Genomic DNA, 25,033 nt, shown 5'->3' with positions numbered 1-25,033 from the left:
TGGCGTCGTCGCCCAGCCATATGAGTTGTCCGGGGCGAGCTTCCGGGGGCGGAGAACGTTCTCGGAAGGGGGAACGCTCACCTTTTACGGGACCGGTCGAACCGCTTCTTTTGATCGGACTCGTCGTAGCCCTGGGGAACGCTCACCTTTTACGGGACCGGTCCAAGACCCTGTATGAGCCAGCCGCGCGTTCCGGGGGAGTCGGACGATAGACTCGAACTTCCCTGTGGCGAAGCTATCGCTGTCACTGACCTCGATCTTGGGATGCGGGAGTTAGCCTGCGATTGTGGCGCCACACACGCCGTCGTGATGGATGTCCATCCCGCGACGCGGTTCCTGCCGGAGTTTCTGGTGGAGATCCTCCGGGAGGTGACGGAGACGACGAGCGAGGAGCTGTCCGAGTTCGACATGCCGCATGTAATGGGTATGGTAATCGAGGAGTTCCCGGGATCGGTCGTGTCACACGACGCGACCGACGAGCCCGACGTCGGCTGTGGCCTCCTCTGGGTCTCGGAGTTCGACTCCCGCCGGCTCCACGAGATCATCGTCGAACTGATCGTCGAACTGATGGAACATGCGGTCAGTCACGGGGACGAGGATGAGCTTTCGGAGTTCGAACGACAGATGCTGGAGTTCGACGTCGAAGAGTTCGTCGAGGAGTACCGCGCAGATCGCAACTTCGAGGCGGAGTCGCCGTACGACGACCGATAACGAGCCGGCTGTCGAGAGGGGACTGTGACCGTGGGTGGATGTCGATCCCGTATTCCGCCGAAACCGGTGTCTGACACGTGTATGACCCCTGTCTCACTGAATTATATGTGAATACGGAACGTGTGTAAGACATATGCACACCCGACAGCGAGAGTTCGAACGGATACGGGGTGTGCTGGCCGACGCCGAAGAGCCGCTGACAGCGCGGGAGATCCTCGCGCTGCTCGACGACGAGGAAATCGACAGCACACACCGTGTCGCAACCGTCCTCGGCCGCTGGGCTCGCCGCGGCGAGGTCGAGGTTATCACCGACAACCCGTATCGGTATCGCCTCAACACCTGAGGGCAGCGTCGCTGCCGGCTCGTCGAACGAACTGTTTTCCGGAGACTACCGAGGCACCGTCACAACCACGTCGTCCCGACGGGGGGAACAATCATGCCAATCGAGTTTGTAGGGGGGCGTATGGAAACCTCCGAAGAGGACGGTCGTCTCGTCCGGCTTTACCGCGAATACGTCGGTGACCCGGAGGAGGCGGTCGACATATATGCGGGGTTTGCACTGTTCTTCGGCGGGATCGCCATCGGGTTCGCGGGCGTCGTCCTCTTTCTCGTGAGCGACGGGATCACCGCCGACGAAATGGGGCTGTACGCCGTCAGACAGGTCGCGGCCGTCGCGGGGGCGGTGGGATTACCGGCGCTGCTCTCGGGTGTCGTCGTTCTGCTTCCAGTCGACAGGCGGGCGCTGTATCTCACCGGTGCCGGCAGCGTCGTCTGTCTGGCAGCGATCGGGCTGTTCGTCTGGGCGTATCCGTACCACTGGAACGTCTCGGGGGCTCCCGACTACAGCGCGACCGGCGCGGGAATCTACAGTCTCGGACTCGCAGGCGTCGTCGCTGCCACCGGCGCAGCGCTCGTCGCCCACAGCGTCCAGCGGGCTGCTCCCGATGTCGCGCCGGAAGCTGCAGCTGCTGGGAGTTCGGCGGCTGACGTCCCCGACGACGGCGAGGCGGTCACGGACGAACAGGTGCGTGCAGACATCGAGCGCGAACTCGGCGATGCAGAACTTTCCTGGGGCGGTATCGAACGGTCGGAGACGCGCCGGCTCGAGTTGAACACGGGGACAGAGGAGATCGACGGACGCGGGTTCGAGGTCGACTCGGCCAAGACGGCCCGGTCGAGCGGCGACGCAGTCGACGACGCGGTGTCCGGGCTGAGACGTCTGCAGGGCGGGGAGAAACAGACCGCGAGCGGTTCCGGAACCGACGACCAGGCCTCAGCACTCCGGGAGCTCAAAAAGCAGCGTCAGCAACGCGAAGTCGAACGCGAACCTGACAGCTTGTTCGACCGGATCAAAGACCGGTTATAGTCCAGTTTCTGGCTCCCCCTAATCTCATTTAATGGGGGATTAGTTCTGGTCGGGTTCCTCCGCGCGAGAGCGGACTGCATGACTTTTGGGGAGAACCAATATTTATGACCCACGCCTCTGATTCTACGAGCATGGCAAAGGGACTCGACGTCGGTACGATGAACATTCTCTCGGCGCGGCAGGACGCTACCGAGACGGTGTTCGTACAGCAGCGCAACTCCTTCGTGGAGATCGAGTACAGTGACATGGCCGAGCAGATGCTTTCGCGCAGCGAAGTCCTTCACATCCGGAAGGACGACAAGGTGTACGTCGTCGGCGACGACGCCTTGAACTTCGCGAACATCTTCAACAAGGAGACCCGCCGTCCCATGCAGCACGGGATCCTCTCCAGTGAGGAGTCGTCAGCGATTCCCATGATCAAGCTCATCACGGAGCAGGTCGTCGGCGAACCCTCCTTCGAGGACGAGCGGCTGTTCTACTCCAGCCCGGCGGACCCAATCGACTCGGACCTCTCGACGCTGTACCACCAGAAGACGCTCGAGTCGATGCTGGGCGACATGGGCTACGATCCCGAGCCGATCAACGAGGGGATGGCCGTGATCTACTCGGAGCTCGCGGACAACAACTTCACCGGCCTGGGCGTCAGCTTCGGCGCGGGCATGACCAACGTCTGTCTCGCCTACTACGCGGTGCCGGTGATGAAGTTCTCGATCGCCCGCGGTGGCGACTGGATCGACGAACAGAGCGCCCAGGCGACCGGCACGCCGGTCGACAAGGTGACCACGATCAAGGAAGACGACTTCAAGCTCGACTTCCGGACGGACGTCGGCGGCGTCGAGGGGGCGCTGGCGATCTACTACGAGAACCTGCTGGATTACGTCATCGAGCACATCTCCCGGGAGGTCGACGAGGAGGACGTCGAGGAGGGGCTCGACGTTCCCGTCGTCGTCACTGGCGGTACCTCGAGCCCCGCCGGATTCGAGGAACTGTTCGCCGACCACCTCGAGGACGCCTCGATCCCCTTCTCGATCAGCGACGTCCGGCAAGCGGACGAACCGCTCTACAGCGTCGCCAGCGGGGCGCTGGTGGCGGCCCGCTCGGAGGAAGAGGAACAGCCCGCCCAGGAAGAGCCGACGGAAGTGGAAGCGGAGGACTGACGCGACGGCGGTGGACTGACGCGACGGCGGTGGACTGGCGCGACGGCGGTGGACTGGCGCGACGCGTTTCGGTTCCGGGCGCTACCCCACCGGTTCCTCGTAGATCATCTCGATTTTGTCCGAGAACCGATCGAGGATGTTCCGACGCTTCTTTTTCATCGTCGGCGTCAACAGATCGTTCTCCTCGGTGAACTCCTCGGGAACGAGTCGGAACTGCTTGATCCGCTCGTGCTCCTCGAATCGTTCGTTTACCTCGTCTACTTCCCGGTCGATTCGGTCGTGGATGCGTTCGTCCCGACACAGTTCCCCCCGATCGTCCGGGACGTCGTGTCCCTGATCGTCGGCCCACTCAATGACGCGCTCGAAGTTGGGGACAATCAACGCGGAGACGAACTTCTGACCGTCGCCGATCACGACGCACTGTTCGACGAACTCGTTTGCGGCGAAGGCGTCCTCGATCGGTCCCGGCGCGACGTTTTTTCCGGTCGAGAGCACGAGCAACTGCTTTGCACGCTCCCGGAAGACGATGTACTCGTCGTCCCGCTGTTCGACGATGTCTCCGGTCCGGAACCACTCCCGGCCCTCCTCGTCGGTGTCGAACGCCGCTTCGGTCTCGTCTGGTTTGTTCCAGTAGCCGCCACACACCTGCGGGCCCCGGACCAGCAGCTCGCCCACCTGTCCGTCTGCGTCTTTCGCGACGTCCTCCCCGACGAGGCTCTCGTCGAGTTTTACTTCGGTGTCGACGACCGGCGGTCCGATCGTTCCGACCTGTGGGTTCTCCGGTGGGTTCACCGCGATCACCGGCGAGGTCTCGGTGAGCCCGTATCCCTCGTAGATCGGGAGCCCCATCCCGTGATACAGCGCACACAGGTCCGCCGAGAGCGACCCACCGCCCGAGATGAAGAACTCGATGCGATCGCCCAGCGCCTCGTGCACCTTCGAGAAGACGAGCGTGTCTGCCAGCGAGCGTTTCAGGTTCAACACTGGTCCCGGGTTCTCCGAAGCGTGATACTCCCGGCCCACGTCGGTCGCCCACTCGAAGATCCGCTGTTTGACCGGTGACTCGCTGGCTTGCTCCCTGATAGCGGCGTACAGCTTCTCGTACACCCGAGGAACGCTCGTCATCACGTTCGGTCGAACGACACTCAGATCCTCCCTGAGCGTGTCGGGATTCTCAGCGTACGCGACGGTTGCGCCGGCGGCGAACATCAGATAATGACCCGCCAGCCGCTCGAAGACGTGCGCGAGCGGCAGGAACGAAAGTGCCGTGGCGTCGGCGTCGATGACCGGCACGTCGGGATCGCGGTCCGGACGCGGACCGAACCGCCGATAACACTGGTTTACGTTCTCCCGGAAGTTCCGGTGGGTGAGCTGGACGCCTTTCGGCTGACCCGTCGTTCCCGACGTGTAGATCAGACTCGCGGTGTCGTCGACGCTCCGTTCGTCCAGCCAGGAGTCGTAGTCGGCCTCCTCGAACGCCGATGCGCCCCGATCGTGTAACTTTCCGAGGGTGATCACCTCCTCGTGGTCGTCGTACCCGTCGACCTCGTCGATCACGACGACGTGCTCTACGTCGACGTGCTCCTCCTCCATCACCGCGAGGGTCCGTTCGAGCAAGCGCTCGTTCTCCGCGACGACGACCTCCGATCCTGCGTCCCCCAGCAGATACGCCAACTGGCTCCGCGACGAGGTTGGATAGACGGTGGTGACGATCCCGCCGGCGGCAAGCGCCCCGAAGTCCGTCTGTGCCCACTCCATGCGCGTGTGAGCGAAGATCGACACTCGGGTGCCCGCCTCGACGCCGAGCTCGCGGAATCCGGCGGCCAGCCGACGGACGATTTCGCGCATCTCTTCGTAGGTGAGGTCGCTGTACCCGCCTGACTCCGCCGCCGGAATCACCCCTGCCGCCACCAGTGATCGGTCGTACACCCCGCCCTTGTATCGTTGAGCGACCCGTTCGGCGTTCCGTGAAACGCTCTCCTCGAACGTTCGAGGGATCGTTTCCGTCCCGAGTACGGGACTCTCGTACGTCTCTTCGGCTCCTTTCCAGTCCATGCTCGGAAACTCTCGCTCATCTATAATAAACAATTGGGCTGTTTTCTGTTTATCTTCCGTCGCTACTCCTCCTCGGGAGCAGTCAGGCGTCCTCGCCGACGTACTCCAGATACGCGATTGCGCCCCGCGTGTTCAGCCTGACTTCCGCGCGGCTCTTCTCTTCACCCCAGGCGTCGACGATGCTGGCGTACTTTACGAAGTGGTCGATCACGGCATCGTCGTCGCCGAGTTCGCGGCGTTTCTGTTTGACTGCTTCGACCCACTCCACGAGCGATCGCTTGTACTCGTCGAGCAGCCCTTCGTCGTACTCTCGGGGTCCGAAGTGGCCGAAACAGAGCAGTTCGGGCTCGAGGGTCTGGATCAGCTTGACGTCGTCGATACACTGTTTGGCGTGGAACTGTGGGGGCGGGGAGGTAACCCTGATCTCGTCGGTGTCGCGAACGTAGATCCCGGCGGCGTCGCCGGTGAACACCGCGTCGGCCGTCCGGTCGTGAAAGACGACCTGGTGGGGGGCGTGGCCGGGCGCTTCGTGGACGTCGATCGTCCGATCGCCGAGATCGACGGCGTCGCCGTCTTCGAGTCCCTCGATCCGATCCTCCGGGACCGGGGCGGGTTCGACGTAGTAGTTCCACTGGTCGCCGACGGCGGCCTTCGTTCCCTCGACGAGGCGCTCGGGGTCGATCAGGTGTGGGACCGCCCGTTCGTGGGCGAGCACGGTCGCGTCCGGATATCGTCGGGCGAGATAGCCGGCACCGCCAGCGTGGTCCAGGTGGGCGTGTGTCGGCAGGACGTACGCCGGGTCGCGCCCGGAGAGCGCCTCCTCGATCGCGTCGAACAGTCCCTCGCGGTTCGTTCCGATGCCGGTGTCGATCACGGCCGGCTCCTCGGCGTCGACGACGTACACCGATCCGTACTCGTCGGCGTCGTACATGCCCGTATCGTAGTAAAATATTCCTTCCGTTTCGGGAACGGTTTCCAGCTCGCCTCGTGCCATGTATCGGATGCTCGCTGGGGCGAGCTTAAAACGTTCCCTCCGGATTCCGGCAGTACGACGCCACGACGCCGTCCGAACGGGGCGTTCGGCGTCACCTTTTTTACCTATCGCATTCATGTTTCGAGTTGTCACGTCGCGGTCCGATGAGCTGGTCGTTTCTGTCGCGGTTGGCAACGCTTAAATGAGTGGCCCTGTTAATCGACTGTAGTATCTCGTGACCGCTTCTCCCCACAGCGAGCCAGACCCATGGTAGACGTAAGCCAACACGAACTCGTCCCGGAGCACGTTCTCCTCGATGATCCCTCGACGGTCGAGGAAGTCCTCGAGGAGTACAACGTCCGGAAGACGAATTTGCCCAAGATCAAGCGTACAGATCCCGCGTTGCCCGAGGGTGCAGAGCCCGGCGACGTGGTGAAAGTGATTCGGGACTCCCGAACGACGGACCGAGCAGTCGTGTATCGACTGGTGGTTGAATGAACAGACAGGACAGACGCGTCATCTCGCGGGAGTATTTCTCGGAGGAACGGCTCGCCGAACACCACTTCCGGTCGTTCAACAACTTCCTCGACCGGGGGATGCAGCAGGTCGTCGACGAGAAAGAGACGATCGACACGGACATCGGCGACAAGGAGGGACAAGAGCCCGTTTACGTCGAACTCGGCGACGTCCGGGTTGCGACCCCCCGCGTGCGCGAGGCGGACGGCAGCGAGGAACTGCTGTACCCCCAGGAGGCACGTCTTCGGAACATCACCTACGCCGCGCCGGTGTTCATGGAGATGTCGATCGTCCGCGGCGGCGAGGAGGAGCCGGAGACCGTCGTCGACTCCACGGAGACGAAGGTCGGCCGGATGCCGATCATGGTCGGATCGAAGAAGTGCAACATGGCGGGCTTTTCCGAAACCGAACGGATCGACATCGGCGAGGACCCCGTCGATCCCGGCGGCTACTTCATCGTCAACGGCTCCGAGCGCGTGTTGATGACCAGCGAGGACCTCGCGCCGAACAAGATCCTCGCGGAGTACGACACCAAGTACGGCGACGAGATCCAGGTCGCGAAGACGTTCTCACAGCGCCGCGGGTACCGCGCGCTCGTGTTGTGTGAACGGACCCGAGACGGCATCCTCGAGGTGTCGTTCCCCTCCGTGTCCGGCTCGATCAACTTTGTGACGCTCGTTCGCGCCCTCGGGCTCGAGTCCGACGAGGAGATCGTTCACCGGGTCTCCGACGACCCGGAAATCGTGAAGTTCATGCTGGAGAACCTGGAGGAGGCGGAAGTCCAGACCGAGGAGGAGGCCATCGAAACGCTCGGCAAGCGCGTCGCATCCGGCCAGGGCAAAAACTACCAGCTCAAGCGGGCCAACTACGTAATCGACCGGTATCTGCTGCCGCATCTCCACGAGGAGGGCGTCGACGAGGAGGACGTCCGGATCAACAAGGCGTACTACCTCTGCCGGATGGCGGAGGCCTGCTTCGAGCTCGCGCTCGGCCGTCGGGAGGCCGACGACAAGGACCACTACGCGAACAAGCGGCTGAAGGTTTCCGGAGACCTGATGACCGACCTGTTCCGGACGGCGCTGAACAAGCTCGCTCGCGACGTGAAATACCAGCTCGAACGGGCGAACATGCGCAACCGGAACCTCACGGTCAGCACGGTCGTCCGTTCCGACGTCCTGACCGAGCGGCTCGAACACCCGATCGCGACGGGTAACTGGGTGGGGGGCCGGTCGGGCGTCTCCCAGCTCGTCGACCGGACCGATTACATGGGCGTTCTCTCGCATCTCCGTCGGCTTCGCTCCCCGCTGTCCCGTTCACAGCCCCACTTCGAGGCACGGGACCTGCACGCCACACAGTGGGGACGGATCTGTCCCTCCGAAACGCCCGAGGGCCCCAACTGTGGGCTGGTGAAGAACTTCGCGCAGGCGATGGAGCTGTCGGAGAACGTCGAGGACGAACAGCGGCTCAAACGGGAACTGGCGTCCATGGGGGTCCAGGAGATCCCGGGAATCGAGGGCGTCGAACGAACGACGGCGGACGACTAACTACAACAACATGGCTCAGGCACGCGACGCGAAAGTTTTCGTCAACGGCAGTCTGGTCGGAACACATCCCGACCCCGAACAGCTCGCAGAACGAATCAGGGAGGCGCGCCGCCGCGGCGACATCTCCCGGATGGTGAACGTCTCGGTCAATCCCCGAACCAAGGAGGTCATCGTCAACGCCGACGCCGGTCGGGCGAGACGGCCACTCATCGTCGTCGAGGACGGCGAACCCCTCCTCGAGGAGGAACACGTCGAGGCGCTCGAACGCGGCGACATCGACTTCGAGGACCTCGTCGAACGCGGCTACGTCGAGTTCATCGACGCCGAGGAGGAGGAGGACATCTACGTCGCCGTCGACGAGGACGAGCTAACGCCGAAACACACTCACCTCGAGGTCGACCCGCAGCTCATCTTCGGGATCGGCGCCGGAATGATCCCCTACCCAGAGCACAACGCATCGCCCCGTATTACGATGGGGGCAGGGATGATGAAACAGTCGCTGGGCCTGCCGGCGGCGAACTACCGGATCCGTCCGGACACCCGCCAGCACCTCCTGCATTACCCGCAGCTCGCGATGGTGAACACCCAGACGAGCGATCAGATCGGCTTCGACAAGCGGCCCGCAGCCCAGAACTTCGTTGTGGCCGTGATGTCCTACGAGGGGTTCAACATCGAGGACGCGCTGGTGATGAACAAGGGATCTGTCGACCGCGCGCTCGCCCGGTCGCACTTCTTCCGGACCTACGAGGGCGAGGAACGCCGCTACCCCGGCGGGCAGGAGGACCGCTTCGAGATCCCCAGTCAGGACGTCCGTGGCGCACGCGGAGAGGACGCATACACCCATCTCGACGAGGACGGCCTCGTCAACCCCGAGACGCCGGTCGACGAGAACTCGGTGTTGCTCGGGAAGACGTCGCCGCCGCGGTTCCTCGAGGAGCCCGACGACATGGGCGGGCTCTCCCCGCAGAAACGGCGCGAAACCAGTGTGACCATGCGATCGGGCGAGGACGGCGTGGTCGACACCGTCACCCTGATGGAGGGCGAGGACGGCTCGAAACTCTCGAAGGTGTCGGTACGCGACGAGCGGATCCCCGAACTCGGGGACAAGTTCGCCTCGCGACACGGACAGAAGGGAGTCGTGGGTCACCTCGCCCCACAGGAGGACATGCCGTTCACCGAGGAGGGCGTGGTGCCGGACCTCGTTTTGAACCCCCACGCGCTTCCGTCTCGGATGACGGTCGGCCACGTGCTGGAGATGCTCGGGGGCAAGGTCGGATCCCTCGAGGGCCGCCGCGTCGACGGGACGCCGTTCCAGGGCGAGGACGAAGAGGAACTCCGCGAGGCGCTCGAGGAGCACGGCTTCGACTCCAGCGGAAAGGAGGTCATGTACTCCGGAGTCACCGGAGAGAAGATCGAGGCGGAGATCTTTGTCGGGACCATCTTCTATCACAAGCTGTACCACATGGTCTCGAACAAGCTGCACGCCCGTTCCCGCGGGCCGGTGCAGGTGCTCACCCGCCAGCCGACGGAGGGGCGCGCCCGGGAGGGTGGCCTGCGCGTCGGCGAGATGGAACGTGAGGTGCTCATCGGGCACGGCGCCGCGATGGCGCTGAAGGAACGGCTGCTCGACTCCTCTGACAGAGAGGACGTGTACGTCTCCGCGGACACGGGGATGGTCGCCGTCGAGGACGTCGAGCAACGCCGCGTGTACGATCCGATCACCGGCAACGACGACAACATCCACGAGATCGAGGTGAGCTACGCGTTCAAGCTCCTGCTCGACGAGATGAAGGCGCTCGGCATCCGGCCGAAGCTCGAACTGGAGGACGCAGTCTAACATGGCAATGCAATCACCCAAAACGATCGGCGGAATCAGCTTCGGACTGATGGATCCGGAGACGTATCGGGACATGTCCGCGACGAAGGTCATCACGGCGGACACGTACGACGACGACGGCTACCCGATCGACATGGGGCTCATGGACCCCCGTCTCGGCGTCATCGATCCGGGTCTGGAGTGTCGCACCTGCGGCAAACACTCCGGCTCCTGTAACGGCCACTTCGGACACATCGAACTCGCCGCGCCGGTGATCCACGTCGGATTCGCGAAGCTGATCCGCCGGCTCCTGCGGTCGACCTGCAGGGAGTGTGGACGGCTCGCGTTGATGCCCGACGAGATGGAGGAGTTCCGCGAGAAACTCGAACGGACTCGGGAGCTGGGGAACGACCCCAACGACGTGTTGAAAGCGGCGGTGCGGCAGGCTCGCAAGGCAAGTCGCTGTCCCCACTGTGGGTCGCCGCAGGCGGACATCAAACACGAAAAGCCCACGACCTACTACGAGGTCCAGGACGTCCTGGCCGGGAACTACTCCGAGCGCATCGCCGACGCGATGCAGCCCGATCCCGACGACGAGGACGACCGCGGGATCTCGCCCCAGGAGCTCGCCGAAGAAACGGACATCGCCCTCGAACGGGTCAATCAGATCCTCTCTGGCGAGTTCCGCCCCCGGAAGGAGGACCGTCGGAGCCTGGAGAAAGAACTCGACGTGGACCTCACCGAGGAGGACATGAACAAGCTGATGCCCTCCGACATCCGCGACTGGTTCGAGGACATCCCGGACGAGGACCTCCGGGTACTCGGGATCAACGCCGAGAACTCTCGCCCGGAGTGGATGATCCTCACCGTGTTGCCGGTACCGCCGGTGACCGCAAGGCCGTCGATCACGCTAGACAACGGCCAGCGCTCGGAGGACGATCTCACCCACAAGCTGGTCGACATCATCCGGATCAACCAGCGGTTCATGGAGAACCGCGAGGCCGGCGCGCCACAGCTCATCATCGAGGACCTCTGGGAACTGCTCCAGTACCACGTCACGACGTTCATCGACAACGAAATCTCCGGCACGCCGCCGGCACGTCACCGGTCGGGTCGCCCCCTCAAGACGCTCTCTCAGCGACTGAAGGGCAAGGAGGGGCGCTTCCGGGGCTCGCTGTCCGGCAAGCGCGTGAACTTCTCCGCCCGGACGGTCATCTCGCCGGACCCGACCCTCTCGCTGAACGAGGTCGGCGTTCCGGACCGGGTCGCAAAGGAGATGACCCAGACGATGAACGTGACCGAACGGAACCTCGACCGGGCCAGACAGTACGTCAGGAACGGTCCCGAAGACCACCCCGGTGCGAACTACGTCCGACGGCCGGACGGTCGTCGGCTGAAGGTCACCGAGAAGAACTGCGAGGAACTCGCCGATAAGGTCGAAGTCGACTGGGAGGTCAACCGTCACCTGGTCGACGGCGACATCGTGATCTTCAACCGGCAGCCGTCGCTGCACCGGATGTCGATCATGGCTCACGAGGTCGTGGTGATGCCGTACAAGACGTTCCGGCTCAACACGACTGTGTGCGTGGCCGGGGATACGCGGGTCGACTGTGGCGGTTACGAACGTCGGATCGAGAACCTCGAGAACGACTGGAACGAGGAGGTCGTCTCTACGTACGATCCCGGGGACGGCGAACTCAGGGGGACTGGCCTGCAGGACTTCTGGTCGCTTCGACCGAGCGATTACGGGGCTAGCGTCAATCGGATCGAGACGGCGTCGGGCGGCGAGATCGTCGCCACGTCGGACCATCCGCTCCAGACGCCCGACGGCCTCGTTCGAGTCGAAGAACTGTCGGAAGGCGACCGCCTGGTTCGGCGTCCGATCGACCTCCCCGAGTTCGAGCCCGACGCACGGGAACAGACCGCCATAACCGAGGGGGACATCCGGGCCGCTGCCCCCCCGGAAACGTATCTCGAGTACACTCTCGAGAACCTCGAGGGACTGCTCCCGTTCGACGTTCACTCACGGAATGGGGTCGCCGCCGCCCGTTTGATCGGCCATCTGTTCGGTGACGGGACGCTGGAACTCGACGGACACCGTGCCCGACTGATCTTCCGGGCCCCTCGAGAGGAGTTGGGGGAGATCCGGATGGATCTCGAACGCCTCGGCTTCGAACCCGAGGACCCCCGGTACAAGGAAAACGAAGCACAGATCGTCGCGGCCGACGGTTCGACGGTCGACGTGTCCGGGGGCGGCTACGCGATGGAACTTCGCAGCAAGCCCCTGGCCACGTTCATGGCCGCGCTGGGTGTGCCGGCCGGGGACAAGACGACCGCAGAGTTCACCGTTCCCGACTGGGTTATGACCGGCCCGAAAGCCGTCAAGCGGAACTTCCTCAGTGCGTACTTCGGCGCCGAACTCTCGACACCGGCACCGCGAGGATCGAAGCTGTTCAAACAGCCCGTCTTCAAAGTCGCCAAGACCGACGATGTGTTCGATTCCGGACGCCGGTTCATCGGGGACGTGAACGAACTCCTTGAGGAGTTCGGAACCCGCATCTCGAACGTCCGCGAGGACGACGGAAACCGGCGCGTTGACGGGTCCATCTCGACGACGCTATCGGCCGAACTCGACGCCGGACAGGAGGCGCTTCGGAACCTCTTTGGCCGCATCGGCTATACGTACAACCGGGCAGCCGACGCGGAGGCACGCTTCGCGTACGCGTATCTATCGGAGAAGATCGACGAACTCGACCGGCTCGCGAGGATCGCGACGGCTGCACGCACCGCGAACGGGGAATACGGGGAGCTAACCGAACTCGCCGAAGAGCACGACGTGGATCCGAAGCGAGTGAGGCGCTGGCGACAGCGTGACATCGTTCAGCCGCGAGCGAACGACTTCCCGGGGTATGACGTCTGGAAGAGCGACCGCGTCGTCGACGAGAGCGAAGGTCTAATCCGGGAACCGATCTCAGCGATCGAGGAGGTCCCCGAAGAACGCGTGTACGACGTCACCACGGTTGACGACGCGCACCGGTTTATTACGAACGAATTTGTCGGAAGCAATTGCCCACCCTATAACGCCGACTTCGACGGCGACGAGATGAACATGCACGCGCTGCAAAACGAGGAGGCCCGCGCGGAGGCGCGGGTACTGATGCGGGTTCAAGAGCAGATCCTCAGCCCCCGGTTCGGCGAGAACATTATCGGGGCGATCCAGGACCACATCTCCGGGATGTATCTGCTCACCCACGAGGATCCGGAGTTCACGGAGACGCAGGCGCTGGACCTGCTGCGTGCGACCCGGATCGACGACCTCCCCGAGCCGGACGGCGAAAACGAGCAGGGGTCCTACTGGACCGGCCGGAGCATCTTCTCGCTGCTGCTCCCCGACGACCTGACGATGGAGTTCACGAGCGAGGCCGGCGACACAGTCGTCATCGAGAACGGCGAGCTGCTCGAGGGGACGATCGACTCGGAGGGGGTCGGCGAGTTCGGCGGCGAGATCGTCGACACCATCACCAAGGTGTACGGGGAGACCCGCGCCCGCGTGTTCGTGAACGAGGTCGCCGCGTTGGCGATGCGGGCGATCATGCACTTCGGCTTCTCGATCGGGATCGACGACGAGTCGATCCCACAGCAGGCCGAAGAGCAGGTCAACGAGGCGATTCAAAGCGCTTACGACCGGGTCGAGGAGCTCATCGAAACGTACCAGGTCGGGGAACTCGAGAGCCTTCCCGGCCGGACGGTCGACGAGACGCTGGAGATGAAGATCATGCAGACGCTGGGCAAGGCACGCGACTCCGCCGGCGACATCGCCGAACAGCACTTTACGGAGGACAACCCGGCGGTCGTGATGGCCCAGTCCGGCGCCCGCGGTTCGATGCTCAACCTCACCCAGATGGCCGGCTGTGTCGGCCAGCAGGCAGTGCGCGGCGAGCGGATCAATCGCGGCTACGAGGACCGGACGCTGTCGCACTTCGAACCCAACGACCTCTCGGCGGACGCACACGGATTCGTGGAGAACTCCTACCGCGGCGGGCTCACGCCCAAGGAGTTCTTCTTCCACGCCATGGGCGGCCGCGAGGGGCTGGTCGACACGGCGGTGCGGACCTCGAAGTCCGGCTACTTGCAGCGCCGGCTGATCAACGCACTCTCGGAACTGGAGGCGCAGTACGACGGCACCGTCCGGGACACCTCGGACACGATCGTCCAGTTCGAGTTCGGCGAGGACGGCACCTCCCCGGTGCGGGTCTCCTCCAGCGAGGACAACGACATCGACGTCGACCAGATCGCAGACAGGGTGCTCGAAGCGGAGTTCGACTCCGAGGAGGAGCGCGAGGAGTTCCTGGGTCGCCGGGAGCCGCCGACGAACCTCTCGGAGTACGCCGGTCCGGGCCTGGACAAAGCACAGGGCCTCGATACGGAGGTGGAATCCGATGACTGAAGCCGACTACCCCAACGTCACCGAGGACATGGAGGCGATCGTCGAGGACACCGAACTCCCGCGTCGCCTCAAAGACGAGGTGTACGCGACCATCGACCGGAAGGCCGGCGAGTACGGCTCGGTCAGCATCGAACAGGCGAGCGATATCGCGGAAGCGGTCGAGAACCGCTACCGCCAGACGCGGGTCGATCCGCTCGATCCAGTGGGAACCGTCAGCGCCCAGTCGATCGGGGAGCCGGGAACGCAGATGAGCGTCCCGGCCGATGAACGGATAATCGTCCGACAGGACGGTGAGACCGACATCGTCGATATCGGAACGCTCGTCGACGACGTCATGGAGTCCGGAGAGACGCGAACGTTTGACGGACACGAAGTTGCGCTGGCCCCCGATGGCATGGAAGCACTGAGCCTCGGTGAAGACGAACAGGTGCGGTGGAAAGCTGTCGAGGAAGTCAGTCGACACGAGACTCCCGACGAGTTGCTGGAGTTCGAACTCGAATCCGGCCGAACGATTCGGGCGACGAAGGCCCACTCGTTCGTGATTAAAGAGAACGATGAGATCGTGCCGGTAGCCGGCGACTCCCTTGAGGAAGGCGAGGAGCTCCCTGTCGTCGGCGAGTTCGATCCGGAAATCGCACGTGCCGATTTCACAGATTTCGAATCCGAACAGACGTTGACTGACGGCGGTGTGGCTGCGTCGCCGACCGCAAATGTCGACCAGTATGCCGAAACTGTCGCCTGGGATCGGATCGAGTCGATCGAGCCGGTCACCAGCGGGCACGAGTACGTGTACGACCTCTCCGTCGAGGGCCTGGAGACGTTCACCACCGCGGAAGGCGTCGTGACGCACAACACGATGAACACCTTCCACTACGCCGGCGTCGCCGAGATCGACGTCACCCAGGGCCTGCCACGCCTCATCGAGCTGGTGGACGCCCGGAAGACCCCCGACACGCCGATGATGACCGTCTATCTCGAGGGCGAGTACGCGGACAACCGCGACAAAGCCCACGAGGTGGTGTGGTCGATCGAAGCGACGAAGATCCTCGCGCTTGGGGACGTCTCGACGAACGTCGCCGACATGCTCGTCCAGATCGACCTCAACGAGGAGACGCTGCTGGAGCGCTGGCCGACCTACGACGACCCGAACGTCGTGGCAGAAGAGATCGCCGAGACGATCGAAGACGCGCTGGGAGTCGACACCCGCCAGCAGGGGACGCTGGTCGAGTTCGGCCCGCCGAGCCCCTCCTATCGACAGCTGCTCCAGCTGGTCGAACAGCTGCGCGACGTCGTCTTCAAGGGGATCGAGGAGGTCGACCGCGTCGTCATCCGGAAGGAGGAGACCGACGACGGCGAGGAGTTCGTCCTCTACACCGAGGGGTCGGCGTTCGGCGACGTCCTCGAAATCGAGGGCGTCGATCCGACCCGGACGACGTGTAACAACATCCACGAGATCTACCGGACGCTGGGCGTCGAGGCGGCCCGCGAGGCGATCATCAACGAGACGAACACCACCCTCGAAGAGCAGGGGCTGGGCGACGTCAACGTCAGGCACCTGATGCTGGTGGCAGACATCATGACGAACAGGGGTACGATCGAGTCGATCGGTCGCCACGGCATCTCCGGCTCGAAGGACTCCGTGCTCGCCCGGGCGGCGTTCGAGGTGACGGTGAACCACCTGCTCGACGCTGCGATCCACGGCGAGCGCGACGAACTCGACGGCGTCATCGAGAACGTCATCGTCGGCAAGCCGATCTCGCTTGGCACCGGCGACGTCGATCTCCGGATGGGGACGACTGGCGGCTCCGCCCCCAGGTCGGACGACTGATCGGCGATGCGGGTGACCCTCTCGGATGCGGCACGCAGGTACATCGGTCGCTTCGACGAGTTGACGGGGGTTGCGCCGCGCGACTGCCTGGTCGAGGAGGACCGTCTGGTGTTTGTCGTCCCGCCCGGTGAGATGCGCGAGGCGATCGGACCGGGCGGCCGGACAGTCGATCGCGTGCAAGCGGAGCTGGGGCGGCAGGTCCAGCTGGTCGAGTACGCCGAGACGCCGGAGGCGTTCGTGGCGAACGCGCTCGCACCGGCAGCGGTGAGGGGCGTGACGATCTCCGAGCAGAACGATCGGGTGGCGTACGTCGAAGTCGAGCCGGCCGACCGCGGGGTCGCGATCGGCACCGACGGGCGGAACATCGAGGCGGCACGCCGGCTCGCGGGGCGGCATCACGACGTCGACGACGTCCAGCTCACGTAGCTGGAGCCCGACCCGCCGTTTTTCCGGGGAGCGGTTTCTACAGAGATAACAGGGAGCGTGCCTCGGGGGGTGACCCCGGAGCAGTTGACTGGCAGCTGTGATCGCTGCGATTTTGTACCGGGGGCCCCGCAGACGAGCCATGCGACGAACGATTGCAATTCTCGCGGTCGCAGTTCTGCTGGTCACCGCGGGCTGTACCGCGCTCGCGCCGGGCGACGACCCGGACGCGACGCCGACTGAACCGACCGACACGCCGGCGACCGAGCCGGGCGAGACGGACGACGAGTCTGCGGCCGAAGAGCAGCCGTGGATCGAAGACGGCGAACTCGACGCCGACGCGCTCGAGGGGGCGCACATAGAGGCAGTGATGGACGCGGGAAGCTTCACCGTCGCCTCCGAGATCGCCACGTCCCACGACGGCGAGGATCACCCGATCCCGTGGTTCGAAAACCAGACGCTCGACACAGCCTGGAACCTCGAGCACGAACGGCAGCTCTTCGACAACGAGTTCCGCGACACGCCCGAGCAGCTGACTCTCTACACCGAGGGCGACACCATGTACGTGCGCGAAATCGCCGGCGATGATACCCAGTACTCCGTCGACTCGATCGACCGGTCGACCGACGAGTTCACAGCGGAGATGCGCTCCGACGCACGTACCGGAACGGGGGCGATTTCCGAGTGGAGCTTCACGTTCGAGGAGACACAGCAGTGCGGGGAGCTGACCTGTTATCAGTTCACCGGAACCGACTTCGAGGGCGACCGGGACGTTTCCGGGACGGTGACAGACGGCGAAGCGACGCTCGTCGTCGACGAACGAGGTATCATTCGTGAACTCACCCAGGAGTTCGATGGCGAAACGGACGGACAGGACGTACACGTCGTCGAAACTAGCGAGTACCTCGAAGTCGGCGAGACGACGCTGCCAGAACCGGCGTGGGTCGAAGACGCCCGCGAAGAAGACGGCGATAGCGACTGATCGGGAACCGTCTCAGCGGTCGGAGGAAACGCCACTCGTACTGAGTATTCTCGGCCGGTATATCACTACAATACCCATTATCAGGCGATGTCGCGACTGGTGTCGATTTCGACCTCGTCGGTGAGTTTGAGCTTGAGAGGATCGTCGAGAGCGCTGCCGCCGCGGAACTTCGACACCTCGAGGTAGTTGTCGATCCCGGTGTTCTGCATGGATTTGTGCAGCTCCCACACCAGATCTGACCGGCGCAGCGTGATCGTCCGACCCGGCGGGGACTGCTCGTCTTTGATCTGATAGAACAGGCCGATGCTCGCGGTGTCCCACAGCGCCTCCTTGACTGCGTTCAGGAACTCGGCGTACCTGTGTTCGGCCTCGTTTTCGAGCTCGTTTGCGGCGTTGACGATCAGAAGCGACCGGTTTTCGAGATCGTCGATGTACGTCCGCGCGGTCTCGATCCTCGCGTCCGTGGGAAGCTGTTTGATCCGGGCGTCCCGTGCGTCGCCCGAGTCGTGATTTCGCTGGATGTGATCCCTGAGCTCCTCTTCGATCTCCCAGCGCGGACGGATCGTCGACAGGTACAGCGTGTTTCGTTCGGTGGCCAACTCCTTTATCAGGAGCTCGCTTTGGGCGTCGGGTGGCGCGACGAACGTGACGAGTCGGCCGGGCGGAATCCCGCCGTCGAGCTGTCGGTCGAGCGGTTCGATACCCGTCGAGAGCCGGTTGCCAGCAGGCTGTTCCGGCGGCTGTTCTCTCTCGATTCGGGCGTCGTCCTCGAGTGTCGACAGGTCGCCATCGAACTCCTCTCCCGGGGAACTGGTCGGTCCGGATTCGGGTACGGGGCCGAGCGTTTCCTCGCCGAGTTCGACGTCCCCGTCCAGATCCAGCTCACCGTCGGCTCCACCATGGACCGGGGGGTCGGCGGTGGAACTCCGGTCGGCGGCGTCACCTTGCGTCTCGCTGGTGCTGTCGGTATCCTGTTTGGAACCCTCGTCCGCCTCGGAATCGTCGGCGTCGGCGTCGGCGTCGGGTTCCGGATCTTCGGGGTCCTCCTCGAACGGAAACAGTCGGCCGATCTCGTCTTCATCCTCGTGGTCCGTCTCCCCTCGCGCGTCGGTGTCTGTCATGCCGTCGTACCCCGGGACGTCGGTTGTCCCGTTTCGTCGGTATTTGCGGGAACATTTATAGATGATTGTCAAGTTACCGCGCCTGATAACGTCTCCCGAAGGGAAAGTAACGTCTCCCGAAGGGAAAGACGGCAACAGCCCCGATTCGGGAACGACAGCCTCTGTGGCGCGTTCGGAACCTCGGCGGCCGTTAGCTGGCGTCGTTTCTACCTTGTCGAGTCCGCGAAACCGACTCAGATCGCTTTATAGCCACCGCTACTAGCCGCTCGATCCGTTTCGTCGCCCCCGAATGACGGTGCTTAAGTAGTTCCACGGAGAATTCGGGTGTACAATGGCGAACGGCAAATACGCCGCCCGCAAGCTCAAGAAGGACCGGCAGAAGCGACGCTGGTCCGACTCCGAGTACGCTCGGCGCGAGCGCGGGCTCAAGAAGAAGTCCGATCCGCTCGAGGGCGCCCCGCAGGGACGCGGGATCGTCCTCGAGAAGGTCGGCATCGAGGCAAAGCAGCCGAACTCCGCGATCCGAAAGTGTGTTCGCGTCCAGCTGATCAAGAACGGCAAGCAGGTCACCGCCTTCTGTCCGGGCGACGGCGCGATCTCCTTTATCGACGAGCACGACGAGGTCACGATCGCCGGGATCGGCGGCGCGAAGGGTCGCGCGATGGGCGACCTCTCGGGCGTGAACTACAAGGTCGAGAAGGTCAACGGCGTATCGATGATCGAACTCGTTCGCGGTAACGCGGAGAAACCGGTGCGATAATGAGCGAGTCAGAGTCAGAACCCGAGGCGGAAGTCGACGCCGAAGAGGAGGAGACCGAGGAGTCGGGTGGATCGTCGAACGCGCTGCTGTTCGGCGTCTGGGACGTAAGCGACATCGAGTACTCGGATCCGAGCACGCAGCGGTACATCAACGTCACGCCGGTGGCGCACACGATGGGCCGTCACTCGTCGAAGCAGTTCGAGAAAAGCGAGATCTCGATCGTCGAGCGCCTCATCAACCGGTTGATGCAGACCGAGGAGAACACGGGCAAGAAACAGCAGACGCTCAACATCGTTCGCGACGCCCTCGAGATCGTCCACGAGCGCACCGAGGAGAACCCGGTACAGGTGCTCGTGCGCGCCGTCGAGAACGCCGCCCCTCGGGAGGAGACTGTCCGGCTGAAATACGGCGGGATCTCCGTTCCGAAGGCGGTCGACGTCGCGCCCCAGCGCCGGGTCGACCAGGCGCTGAAGTTCATCGCCGAAGGCGTCAAGAACGCCACGTTCAAGTCGCCGACACCGGCGGCGGAGGCGCTGGCGACGCAGCTCATCGGCGCAGCCGACTACGACGTCCAGGCGTACCCGATCTCCCAGAAGGAAGAACGGGAGCGGGTCGCCGCCGCAGCCAGGTAATTCCCCACTTCGAGTTCGGGCAGCGATCTCTTCTCTAATTTTCCATTTCCCTGTCGAGTTTTTTGATCCAATCGGTCGGTCTTCCTGTCTCCACAGAGTAACACGTTAGTGGCCGGGCGTCCGTGTGCTCCCATGGAACGATTGACGCGTCGTCGAGCCCTCTCGGCTCTGGGTGTCGGTTCGATGGTCGTTGGGGCGGGTTGTCTGGACGTAGACGATCCCGGCAGTGACGAGGATCCTGAAGCCAACGAACCACAGGAGGCAACCGACCCCGATCCGGTCGAGGCGGAGTACGACCTCTCGGTCGACCACGACATCGATTCCTGGGACGGCTACGATCCGGAGTGGGAGCCGCCGGCGGAGCCGCCCGAAAGCGAGTACGACGTCGAGACGCTCGTCGAGGGGCTCGAGATCCCGTGGGACCTCGCGTTCGCGCCCGACGGCGAGCTGTTCGTCTCGGAACGCCCCGGCCGGATCCTCCGGTACGACGCGGGGACGGTCGAGGCTATCGCCGAACCCGACGACGTCGTCGACGCGGAGGCGATCGACGTCGGGGACGAGGGCGGCTGGTGGGCCGGCGGCGGTGAGGGTGGCCTGATGGGAATCGCGGTTCACCCGAACTATCCCGACGTCCCGTTGTTGTACGTCTACTACACCTACGACGGCCACGGCGGCGAGCGCAACCGCCTGGCCTACTACGACGTGAGTGTCGACGATCCGGCCGAAACCCACACGACGGTGTTCGAGGGCGTTCCCGGTGATCGGATCCACAACGGCGGCCGGATCGCGTTCGGTCCCGAAAACTACCTGTGGATCGCGACCGGCGACGCCGGGTCGCCGGAACAACACTCACAAAACCCCGGCTCGCTCGCGGGGAAGATACTCCGGATCGAACCCGACGGCTCCGCCCCGGAGGACAACCCGGACCTCGGTGAGGGTGCCGACCCCCGGGTGTTCACCTACGGCCACCGGAACGCCCAGGGGATTTCATTCCTGCCGGACGGAACGCCGGTCATCTCCGAACACGGTCCGCACGCTCGCGATGAGATCATCGTGTTGTCGCCGGGGGAGAACCACGGGTTTCCCGAGGCTCGCGACGGCGACGAGTATCCGGACACTGACTTCGATCGTCCCGTCATCAACAGCGGTCCGTCCGACACCTGGGCGCCGGCGGGGGCAGTATTTTATACGGGGGAGGCAGTGTCGTCGCTGCGCAATCGACTGCTGGTCGGCGGGCTCGGCTCCGAACAGCTGTTCGTCGTGACGCTGTCGCCGGCCGACGGACCCGAACCGGACGCCGAAGGAGGTACCCGGTACGACGAGGACTGGCTCGACCCGGACTGGCAGGCGGTCGCCCACTCGGTGTTCGACGGTGAACTCGGACGCATCCGACACGTCGAACAGGGGCCCGACGGGACGCTGTATGCGGTCACGTCGAACCGGGACGGGCGGGCGAGCGACGCCTTCCCGCAGGAGGGCGACGATCGGCTGGTGAGGATCACACCGTCGTGAAGAGTCGTCGAACCGCCAGGATCAGGCGCCGCTTTCCGTGGCGTACGCCCGGGTCGCGTCCACGAGCGCCTTGCGGTAGCCGCTCTCGGTTGGATCCGGTCCCAGCGTTCGGAACCGCCGTTTGAACGCGGCCACGTCGATCGAGGGGGCGTCGCTTTCGGCGATGCGGGCGAGATCGTACAGCCGGTGCTCGCTGGAGGCGAGGTCGTGACGCTCGACGAGCGCCAGCGCGAACGCCGCGTTCACCGCGGTGATCTCCGGATCCGATCCCACCGTCGCGAGTCGAGATCCCGGTCGGGGCGACGGGGTCGGCCGATCCGCGACCGCAGCCGCCAGCCGTGACTCCAGAAACGACACCAGTTTGTCCGCCGGCGCGAGGCTGAGCGTGATGTCGTCGGCGTAGATGTCCTTCATGTGGTTTGCGATCTGGTAACAGTGGGAGAGCTTCCGGCGCTCGACGGATTCGCCAGCGAGCGCGAGAAACAGCGCCTCCTCGGTCGACTGCAGGTGTGAGGCGTGCCCCTGTTCGTACCGGGCCATGTGGGAGAACTCGTGGAGCGCGAGTTCGCGGGCCATCGCGCTCGTGGCCGCCGTCGCGGAGATGTTGAGTGTGTGATGGGTGGGATAATGTGCTGCCCAGGTCCGCTCGTCGGGGTCCCCGCGTACGTGAACCTCCACCGGCTTCTCGAGGTCGTACTCGGTCTCGAACACGTCGGCCGCGCTCAAGAACGGACTCGTGGGGGCATTCCCCTGCACGCGCACGTCCATGTGTACCGGTTTCAGGGGTCGTGGACGTATGACTCTTTCTCGGGGGGCGACTGCCCAGTTCCGGCCTCTTCCCCTCGCCGTGGCCTCTTCGGGAAGTTTCCTCACGAGACCACCTCACACACCCGAGCACGGGGATTCTCGCTGCGACGAAACACTACCCTTTTGACCCTGCTTTCGGTATAACGCTGTATAATGGGCCGACGGAAGAAAATCGTACAAGAGTGTGAGCGGCTGATGGACAAACCGGAGAACATCCGGAACATCGCCATCGCCGCACACATCGACCACGGCAAGACGACGCTTACAGACAACCTCCTCGCCGGCGCGGGGATGATCTCCGAGGATCTGGCCGGTCAGCAGCTCGCGATGGACACCGAGGAGGACGAACAGGAGCGTGGCATCACGATCGACGCGGCGAACGTGTCGATGACCCACGAGTACCAGGACACGAACCACCTCATCAACCTGATCGACACGCCAGGCCACGTCGACTTCGGCGGCGACGTCACGCGGGCGATGCGTGCCGTCGACGGTGCGCTCGTGGTGGTCGACGCCGTCGAGGGGACGATGCCCCAGACGGAGACCGTCCTCCGGCAGGCGCTGCGGGAGAACGTAAAGCCCGCGCTGTTCATCAACAAGGTCGACCGACTCATCAACGAGCTCCAGGAGGGGCCCGAGGAGATGCAACAGCGCCTCCAGGACGTCATCGCCGACGTCAACGAGCTCATCCGCGGGATGTCCGAGGAGAAGTACGAGGAGGAAGGCTGGAAGGTGTCCGTCGAGGACGGCACCGTCGCGTTCGGCTCCGCGCTGTACAACTGGGCAGTGTCGCTGCCGTCGATGCAGGAGACCGGCATCTCCTTCGGGGACATCATCGAGATGGAGCGCAACGACAAACGCGACGAGCTCCGCAAGCGGTCGCCGCTTTCGGACGTCGTGCTCGATATGGTCGCCGAGCACTTCCCGAACCCGCTGAAGGCACAGCCCGAACGGATCCCGACGATCTGGCGGGGCGACGACACTCTCGAGCTCGCAGAACAGATGCAGCTCGTCGACGACGAGGGGGAGGTCGTCTTCATGGTAACCGACATCTCGATGGACCCTCACGCCGGCGAGATCGCAACCGGGCGGCTGTTCTCCGGAACGATCGAGAAGGGTCAGGAGCTGTACGTCTCCGGCACTGCGGGTAAAAACCGGATCCAGTCGGTCGGGATCTTCATGGGCGGGGAGCGCGAGGAGGTCGACCGCGTCCCGGCGGGGAACATCGCCTCCGTGACGGGTCTGCGCGACGCGATCGCCGGTTCGACCGTCTCCTCGGTGGAGATGACGCCGTTCGAGTCGATCGAGCACATCTCCGAGCCGGTGATCACCAAGTCCGTCGAGGCCGAGAAGATGGACGACCTGCCGAAGCTCATCGAGGTGCTCCAGCAAGTGTCGAAGGAGGACCCCACCATCAAAATCGAGATCAACGAGGACACCGGCGAGCACCTGATCTCCGGGCAGGGCGAGCTCCACCTCGAGGTGATCACCCAGAGAATCGAGCGGAACAACGACATCCCGGTGATCACCGGCGAACCGATCGTCGTCTACCGGGAGCAGCCCCAGCAGGCCAGCGACGAGGTCGAGGGGATCTCCCCGAACCGCCACAACAGGTTCTACATCACGGTCGAACCCCTGGCCGACGACATCGTCGAGGGGATCAAACTGGGGAACATCTCGATGGACATGCCCGAACTGGAGCGCCGCGAGCAGCTCCAGGAGTGTGGCATGGACAAGGACACCTCCCAGAACGTCGAGGACATCCACAACACGAACGTCTTCGTCGACGACACGAAGGGGATCCAGCACCTCAACGAGACGATGGAGCTGGTGATCGAGGGGATCGTCGAGGCGCTCGACGACGGTCCGCTGGCCGCAGAGCCCGTCCAGGGTGCACTGTTGCGCCTGCACGACGCCCGGCTGCACGAGGACGCGATCCATCGCGGCCCCGCACAGGTGATCCCGGCGGTCCGGCAGGCGGTCCACCGGTCGCTGATCGACGGCGAGATCCGCCTGCTCGAGCCGATCCAGCAGGTCCGGATCGACGTCCCCAACGAGCACATGGGCGCCGCCTCCGGCGAGATCCAGGGCCGTCGCGGCCGCGTCGACGACATGTACCAGGAGGGTGACCTCATGGTCGTGGAGGGGATCGCCCCGGTCGACGAGATGATCGGCTTCGCGAGCGACATCCGGTCGGCCACCGAGGGCCGCGCCTCCTGGAACACCGAAAACGCCGGCTTCCGGGTGATGGCGGACAACCTGCAGCGCGAGAAGATCATGGAGATCCGCGAGCGAAAGGGGATGAAGCTGGAACTCCCCTCCTCGATCGACTACTTCTAGCCGACTCGTCCGTTTTCTCTGCAGTTTCCGTTCGGGTACTCGC

The 25,033-nt window shown here is 64.1% G+C and carries 17 protein-coding genes and 6 pseudogenes; 19 read left to right on the top strand and 4 right to left on the bottom strand.

Annotated features, from left to right (window positions below):
* Window positions 1–174 precede the first annotated feature (174 nt).
* From AArcCO_RS12495 to AArcCO_RS12480, 4 genes are all read left to right on the top strand, one after another.
* Window positions 175–711 (top strand): DUF5815 family protein, encoded by a 537-nt coding sequence (locus tag AArcCO_RS12495; protein WP_259533838.1) that lies wholly within the window; start codon window positions 175–177, stop codon window positions 709–711.
* A gap of 133 nt (window positions 712–844) precedes the next feature.
* Complete coding sequence (locus AArcCO_RS12490; protein WP_259533837.1) at window positions 845–1,054, top strand: hypothetical protein; 210 nt, start codon at window positions 845–847, stop codon at window positions 1,052–1,054.
* Between the two features lie 120 nt (window positions 1,055–1,174).
* Window positions 1,175–2,077 carry a cell division protein CdpA domain-containing protein gene (locus AArcCO_RS12485; RefSeq protein ID WP_259533836.1) on the top strand — a complete coding sequence of 301 codons (903 nt, stop codon included), beginning with the start codon at window positions 1,175–1,177 and terminating at the stop codon, window positions 2,075–2,077.
* A 131-nt stretch (window positions 2,078–2,208) separates the two neighbouring features.
* A complete protein-coding gene (locus AArcCO_RS12480) occupies window positions 2,209–3,234 on the top strand; it encodes a disk-shape morphogenesis protein volactin (RefSeq protein WP_259533835.1) in 1,026 nt (341 codons plus the stop codon).
* An 81-nt stretch (window positions 3,235–3,315) separates the two neighbouring features.
* On the opposite strand, the gene AArcCO_RS12475 is transcribed toward AArcCO_RS12480, so the two are convergent.
* Both AArcCO_RS12475 and AArcCO_RS12470 read right to left on the bottom strand, forming a co-directional pair.
* Window positions 3,316–5,289 (bottom strand): AMP-dependent synthetase/ligase, encoded by a 1,974-nt coding sequence (locus AArcCO_RS12475; protein WP_259533834.1) that lies wholly within the window; start codon window positions 5,287–5,289, stop codon window positions 3,316–3,318.
* A gap of 82 nt (window positions 5,290–5,371) precedes the next feature.
* Window positions 5,372–6,283, bottom strand: a complete 912-nt coding sequence (locus AArcCO_RS12470) for an MBL fold metallo-hydrolase (protein ID WP_259533833.1) — start codon at window positions 6,281–6,283, stop codon at window positions 5,372–5,374.
* Window positions 6,284–6,529: 246 nt separating this feature from the next.
* Here AArcCO_RS12470 and AArcCO_RS12465 point away from each other — a divergent pair, with 246 nt between their 5' ends.
* The 11 genes and pseudogenes from AArcCO_RS12465 (at window position 6,530) to AArcCO_RS12425 (ending at window position 17,818) form a co-directional block, all read left to right on the top strand.
* Window positions 6,530–6,760: a DNA-directed RNA polymerase subunit H gene (locus AArcCO_RS12465; RefSeq protein ID WP_259533832.1), complete on the top strand. Its 231-nt coding sequence runs from the start codon at window positions 6,530–6,532 to the stop codon at window positions 6,758–6,760.
* Window positions 6,757–8,322, top strand: a complete 1,566-nt coding sequence (locus AArcCO_RS12460; RefSeq protein ID WP_259533831.1) for a DNA-directed RNA polymerase subunit B'' — start codon at window positions 6,757–6,759, stop codon at window positions 8,320–8,322. Before AArcCO_RS12465 ends, AArcCO_RS12460 begins: the two co-directional genes overlap by 4 nt.
* Window positions 8,323–8,332: 10 nt before the next feature.
* Complete coding sequence (gene rpoB, locus AArcCO_RS12455; RefSeq protein WP_259533830.1) at window positions 8,333–10,159, top strand: DNA-directed RNA polymerase subunit B; 1,827 nt, start codon at window positions 8,333–8,335, stop codon at window positions 10,157–10,159.
* Between the two features lie 7 nt (window positions 10,160–10,166).
* Window positions 10,167–11,723: pseudogene (locus AArcCO_RS15925) on the top strand (DNA-directed RNA polymerase subunit A'); the annotation flags it as partial.
* Window positions 11,718–11,945: pseudogene (locus tag AArcCO_RS15920) on the top strand (hypothetical protein); the annotation flags it as partial. The pseudogenes AArcCO_RS15925 and AArcCO_RS15920, both read left to right, overlap by 6 nt.
* A gap of 1,260 nt (window positions 11,946–13,205) precedes the next feature.
* Window positions 13,206–14,585, top strand: a pseudogene (locus tag AArcCO_RS15915) (DNA-directed RNA polymerase subunit A'); the annotation flags it as partial.
* Window positions 14,578–14,841, top strand: a pseudogene (locus AArcCO_RS12445) (DNA-directed RNA polymerase subunit A''); the annotation flags it as partial. The pseudogenes AArcCO_RS15915 and AArcCO_RS12445, both read left to right, overlap by 8 nt.
* Window positions 14,833–15,432, top strand: a pseudogene (locus AArcCO_RS15985) (DNA-directed RNA polymerase subunit A''); the annotation flags it as partial. The pseudogenes AArcCO_RS12445 and AArcCO_RS15985, both read left to right, overlap by 9 nt.
* A gap of 6 nt (window positions 15,433–15,438) precedes the next feature.
* Window positions 15,439–16,413: pseudogene (rpoA2, locus tag AArcCO_RS15980) on the top strand (DNA-directed RNA polymerase subunit A''); the annotation flags it as partial.
* Between the two features lie 6 nt (window positions 16,414–16,419).
* The gene (locus tag AArcCO_RS12430) at window positions 16,420–16,839 is read left to right on the top strand and encodes a NusA-like transcription termination signal-binding factor (RefSeq protein ID WP_259533828.1); all 420 of its coding nucleotides are present in this window, start codon (window positions 16,420–16,422) and stop codon (window positions 16,837–16,839) included.
* A 139-nt stretch (window positions 16,840–16,978) separates the two neighbouring features.
* Entirely contained in the window at window positions 16,979–17,818 is an 840-nt protein-coding gene (locus tag AArcCO_RS12425; protein ID WP_259533827.1) for a DUF7537 family lipoprotein, read from the top strand.
* A gap of 80 nt (window positions 17,819–17,898) precedes the next feature.
* Here the strand turns inward: AArcCO_RS12425 and AArcCO_RS12420 are convergent, their stop codons facing one another.
* Complete coding sequence (locus AArcCO_RS12420) at window positions 17,899–18,939, bottom strand: DUF7125 family protein (protein ID WP_259533826.1); 1,041 nt, start codon at window positions 18,937–18,939, stop codon at window positions 17,899–17,901.
* A gap of 331 nt (window positions 18,940–19,270) precedes the next feature.
* Between AArcCO_RS12420 and AArcCO_RS12415 the strand changes: the two genes are divergently transcribed.
* The 3 genes from AArcCO_RS12415 (at window position 19,271) to AArcCO_RS12405 (ending at window position 21,843) form a co-directional block, all read left to right on the top strand.
* Window positions 19,271–19,699 carry a 30S ribosomal protein S12 gene (locus tag AArcCO_RS12415; RefSeq protein ID WP_089672529.1) on the top strand — a complete coding sequence of 143 codons (429 nt, stop codon included), beginning with the start codon at window positions 19,271–19,273 and terminating at the stop codon, window positions 19,697–19,699.
* A complete protein-coding gene (locus tag AArcCO_RS12410; protein ID WP_259533825.1) occupies window positions 19,699–20,331 on the top strand; it encodes a 30S ribosomal protein S7 in 633 nt (210 codons plus the stop codon). The genes AArcCO_RS12415 and AArcCO_RS12410 overlap by 1 nt, the downstream gene beginning before the upstream one ends.
* Window positions 20,332–20,463: 132 nt before the next feature.
* The gene (locus AArcCO_RS12405) at window positions 20,464–21,843 is read left to right on the top strand and encodes a PQQ-dependent sugar dehydrogenase (protein WP_259533824.1); all 1,380 of its coding nucleotides are present in this window, start codon (window positions 20,464–20,466) and stop codon (window positions 21,841–21,843) included.
* 21 nt (window positions 21,844–21,864) lie between these two features.
* Here the strand turns inward: AArcCO_RS12405 and AArcCO_RS12400 are convergent, their stop codons facing one another.
* Window positions 21,865–22,611, bottom strand: a complete 747-nt coding sequence (locus AArcCO_RS12400; protein WP_259533823.1) for a DUF5781 family protein — start codon at window positions 22,609–22,611, stop codon at window positions 21,865–21,867.
* Window positions 22,612–22,803: 192 nt separating this feature from the next.
* Here AArcCO_RS12400 and AArcCO_RS12395 point away from each other — a divergent pair, with 192 nt between their 5' ends.
* Complete coding sequence (locus tag AArcCO_RS12395) at window positions 22,804–24,990, top strand: elongation factor EF-2 (RefSeq protein ID WP_259533822.1); 2,187 nt, start codon at window positions 22,804–22,806, stop codon at window positions 24,988–24,990.
* Window positions 24,991–25,033 lie beyond the last annotated feature (43 nt).

It is taken from the genome of Halalkaliarchaeum sp. AArc-CO, from assembly GCF_024972735.1.
In the GTDB taxonomy this organism is placed as follows: Archaea; Halobacteriota; Halobacteria; order Halobacteriales; family Haloferacaceae; genus Halalkaliarchaeum.
Note: the sequence above shows the minus strand (reverse complement) of the source record. Positions and strands in the feature narration are given on the sequence as shown.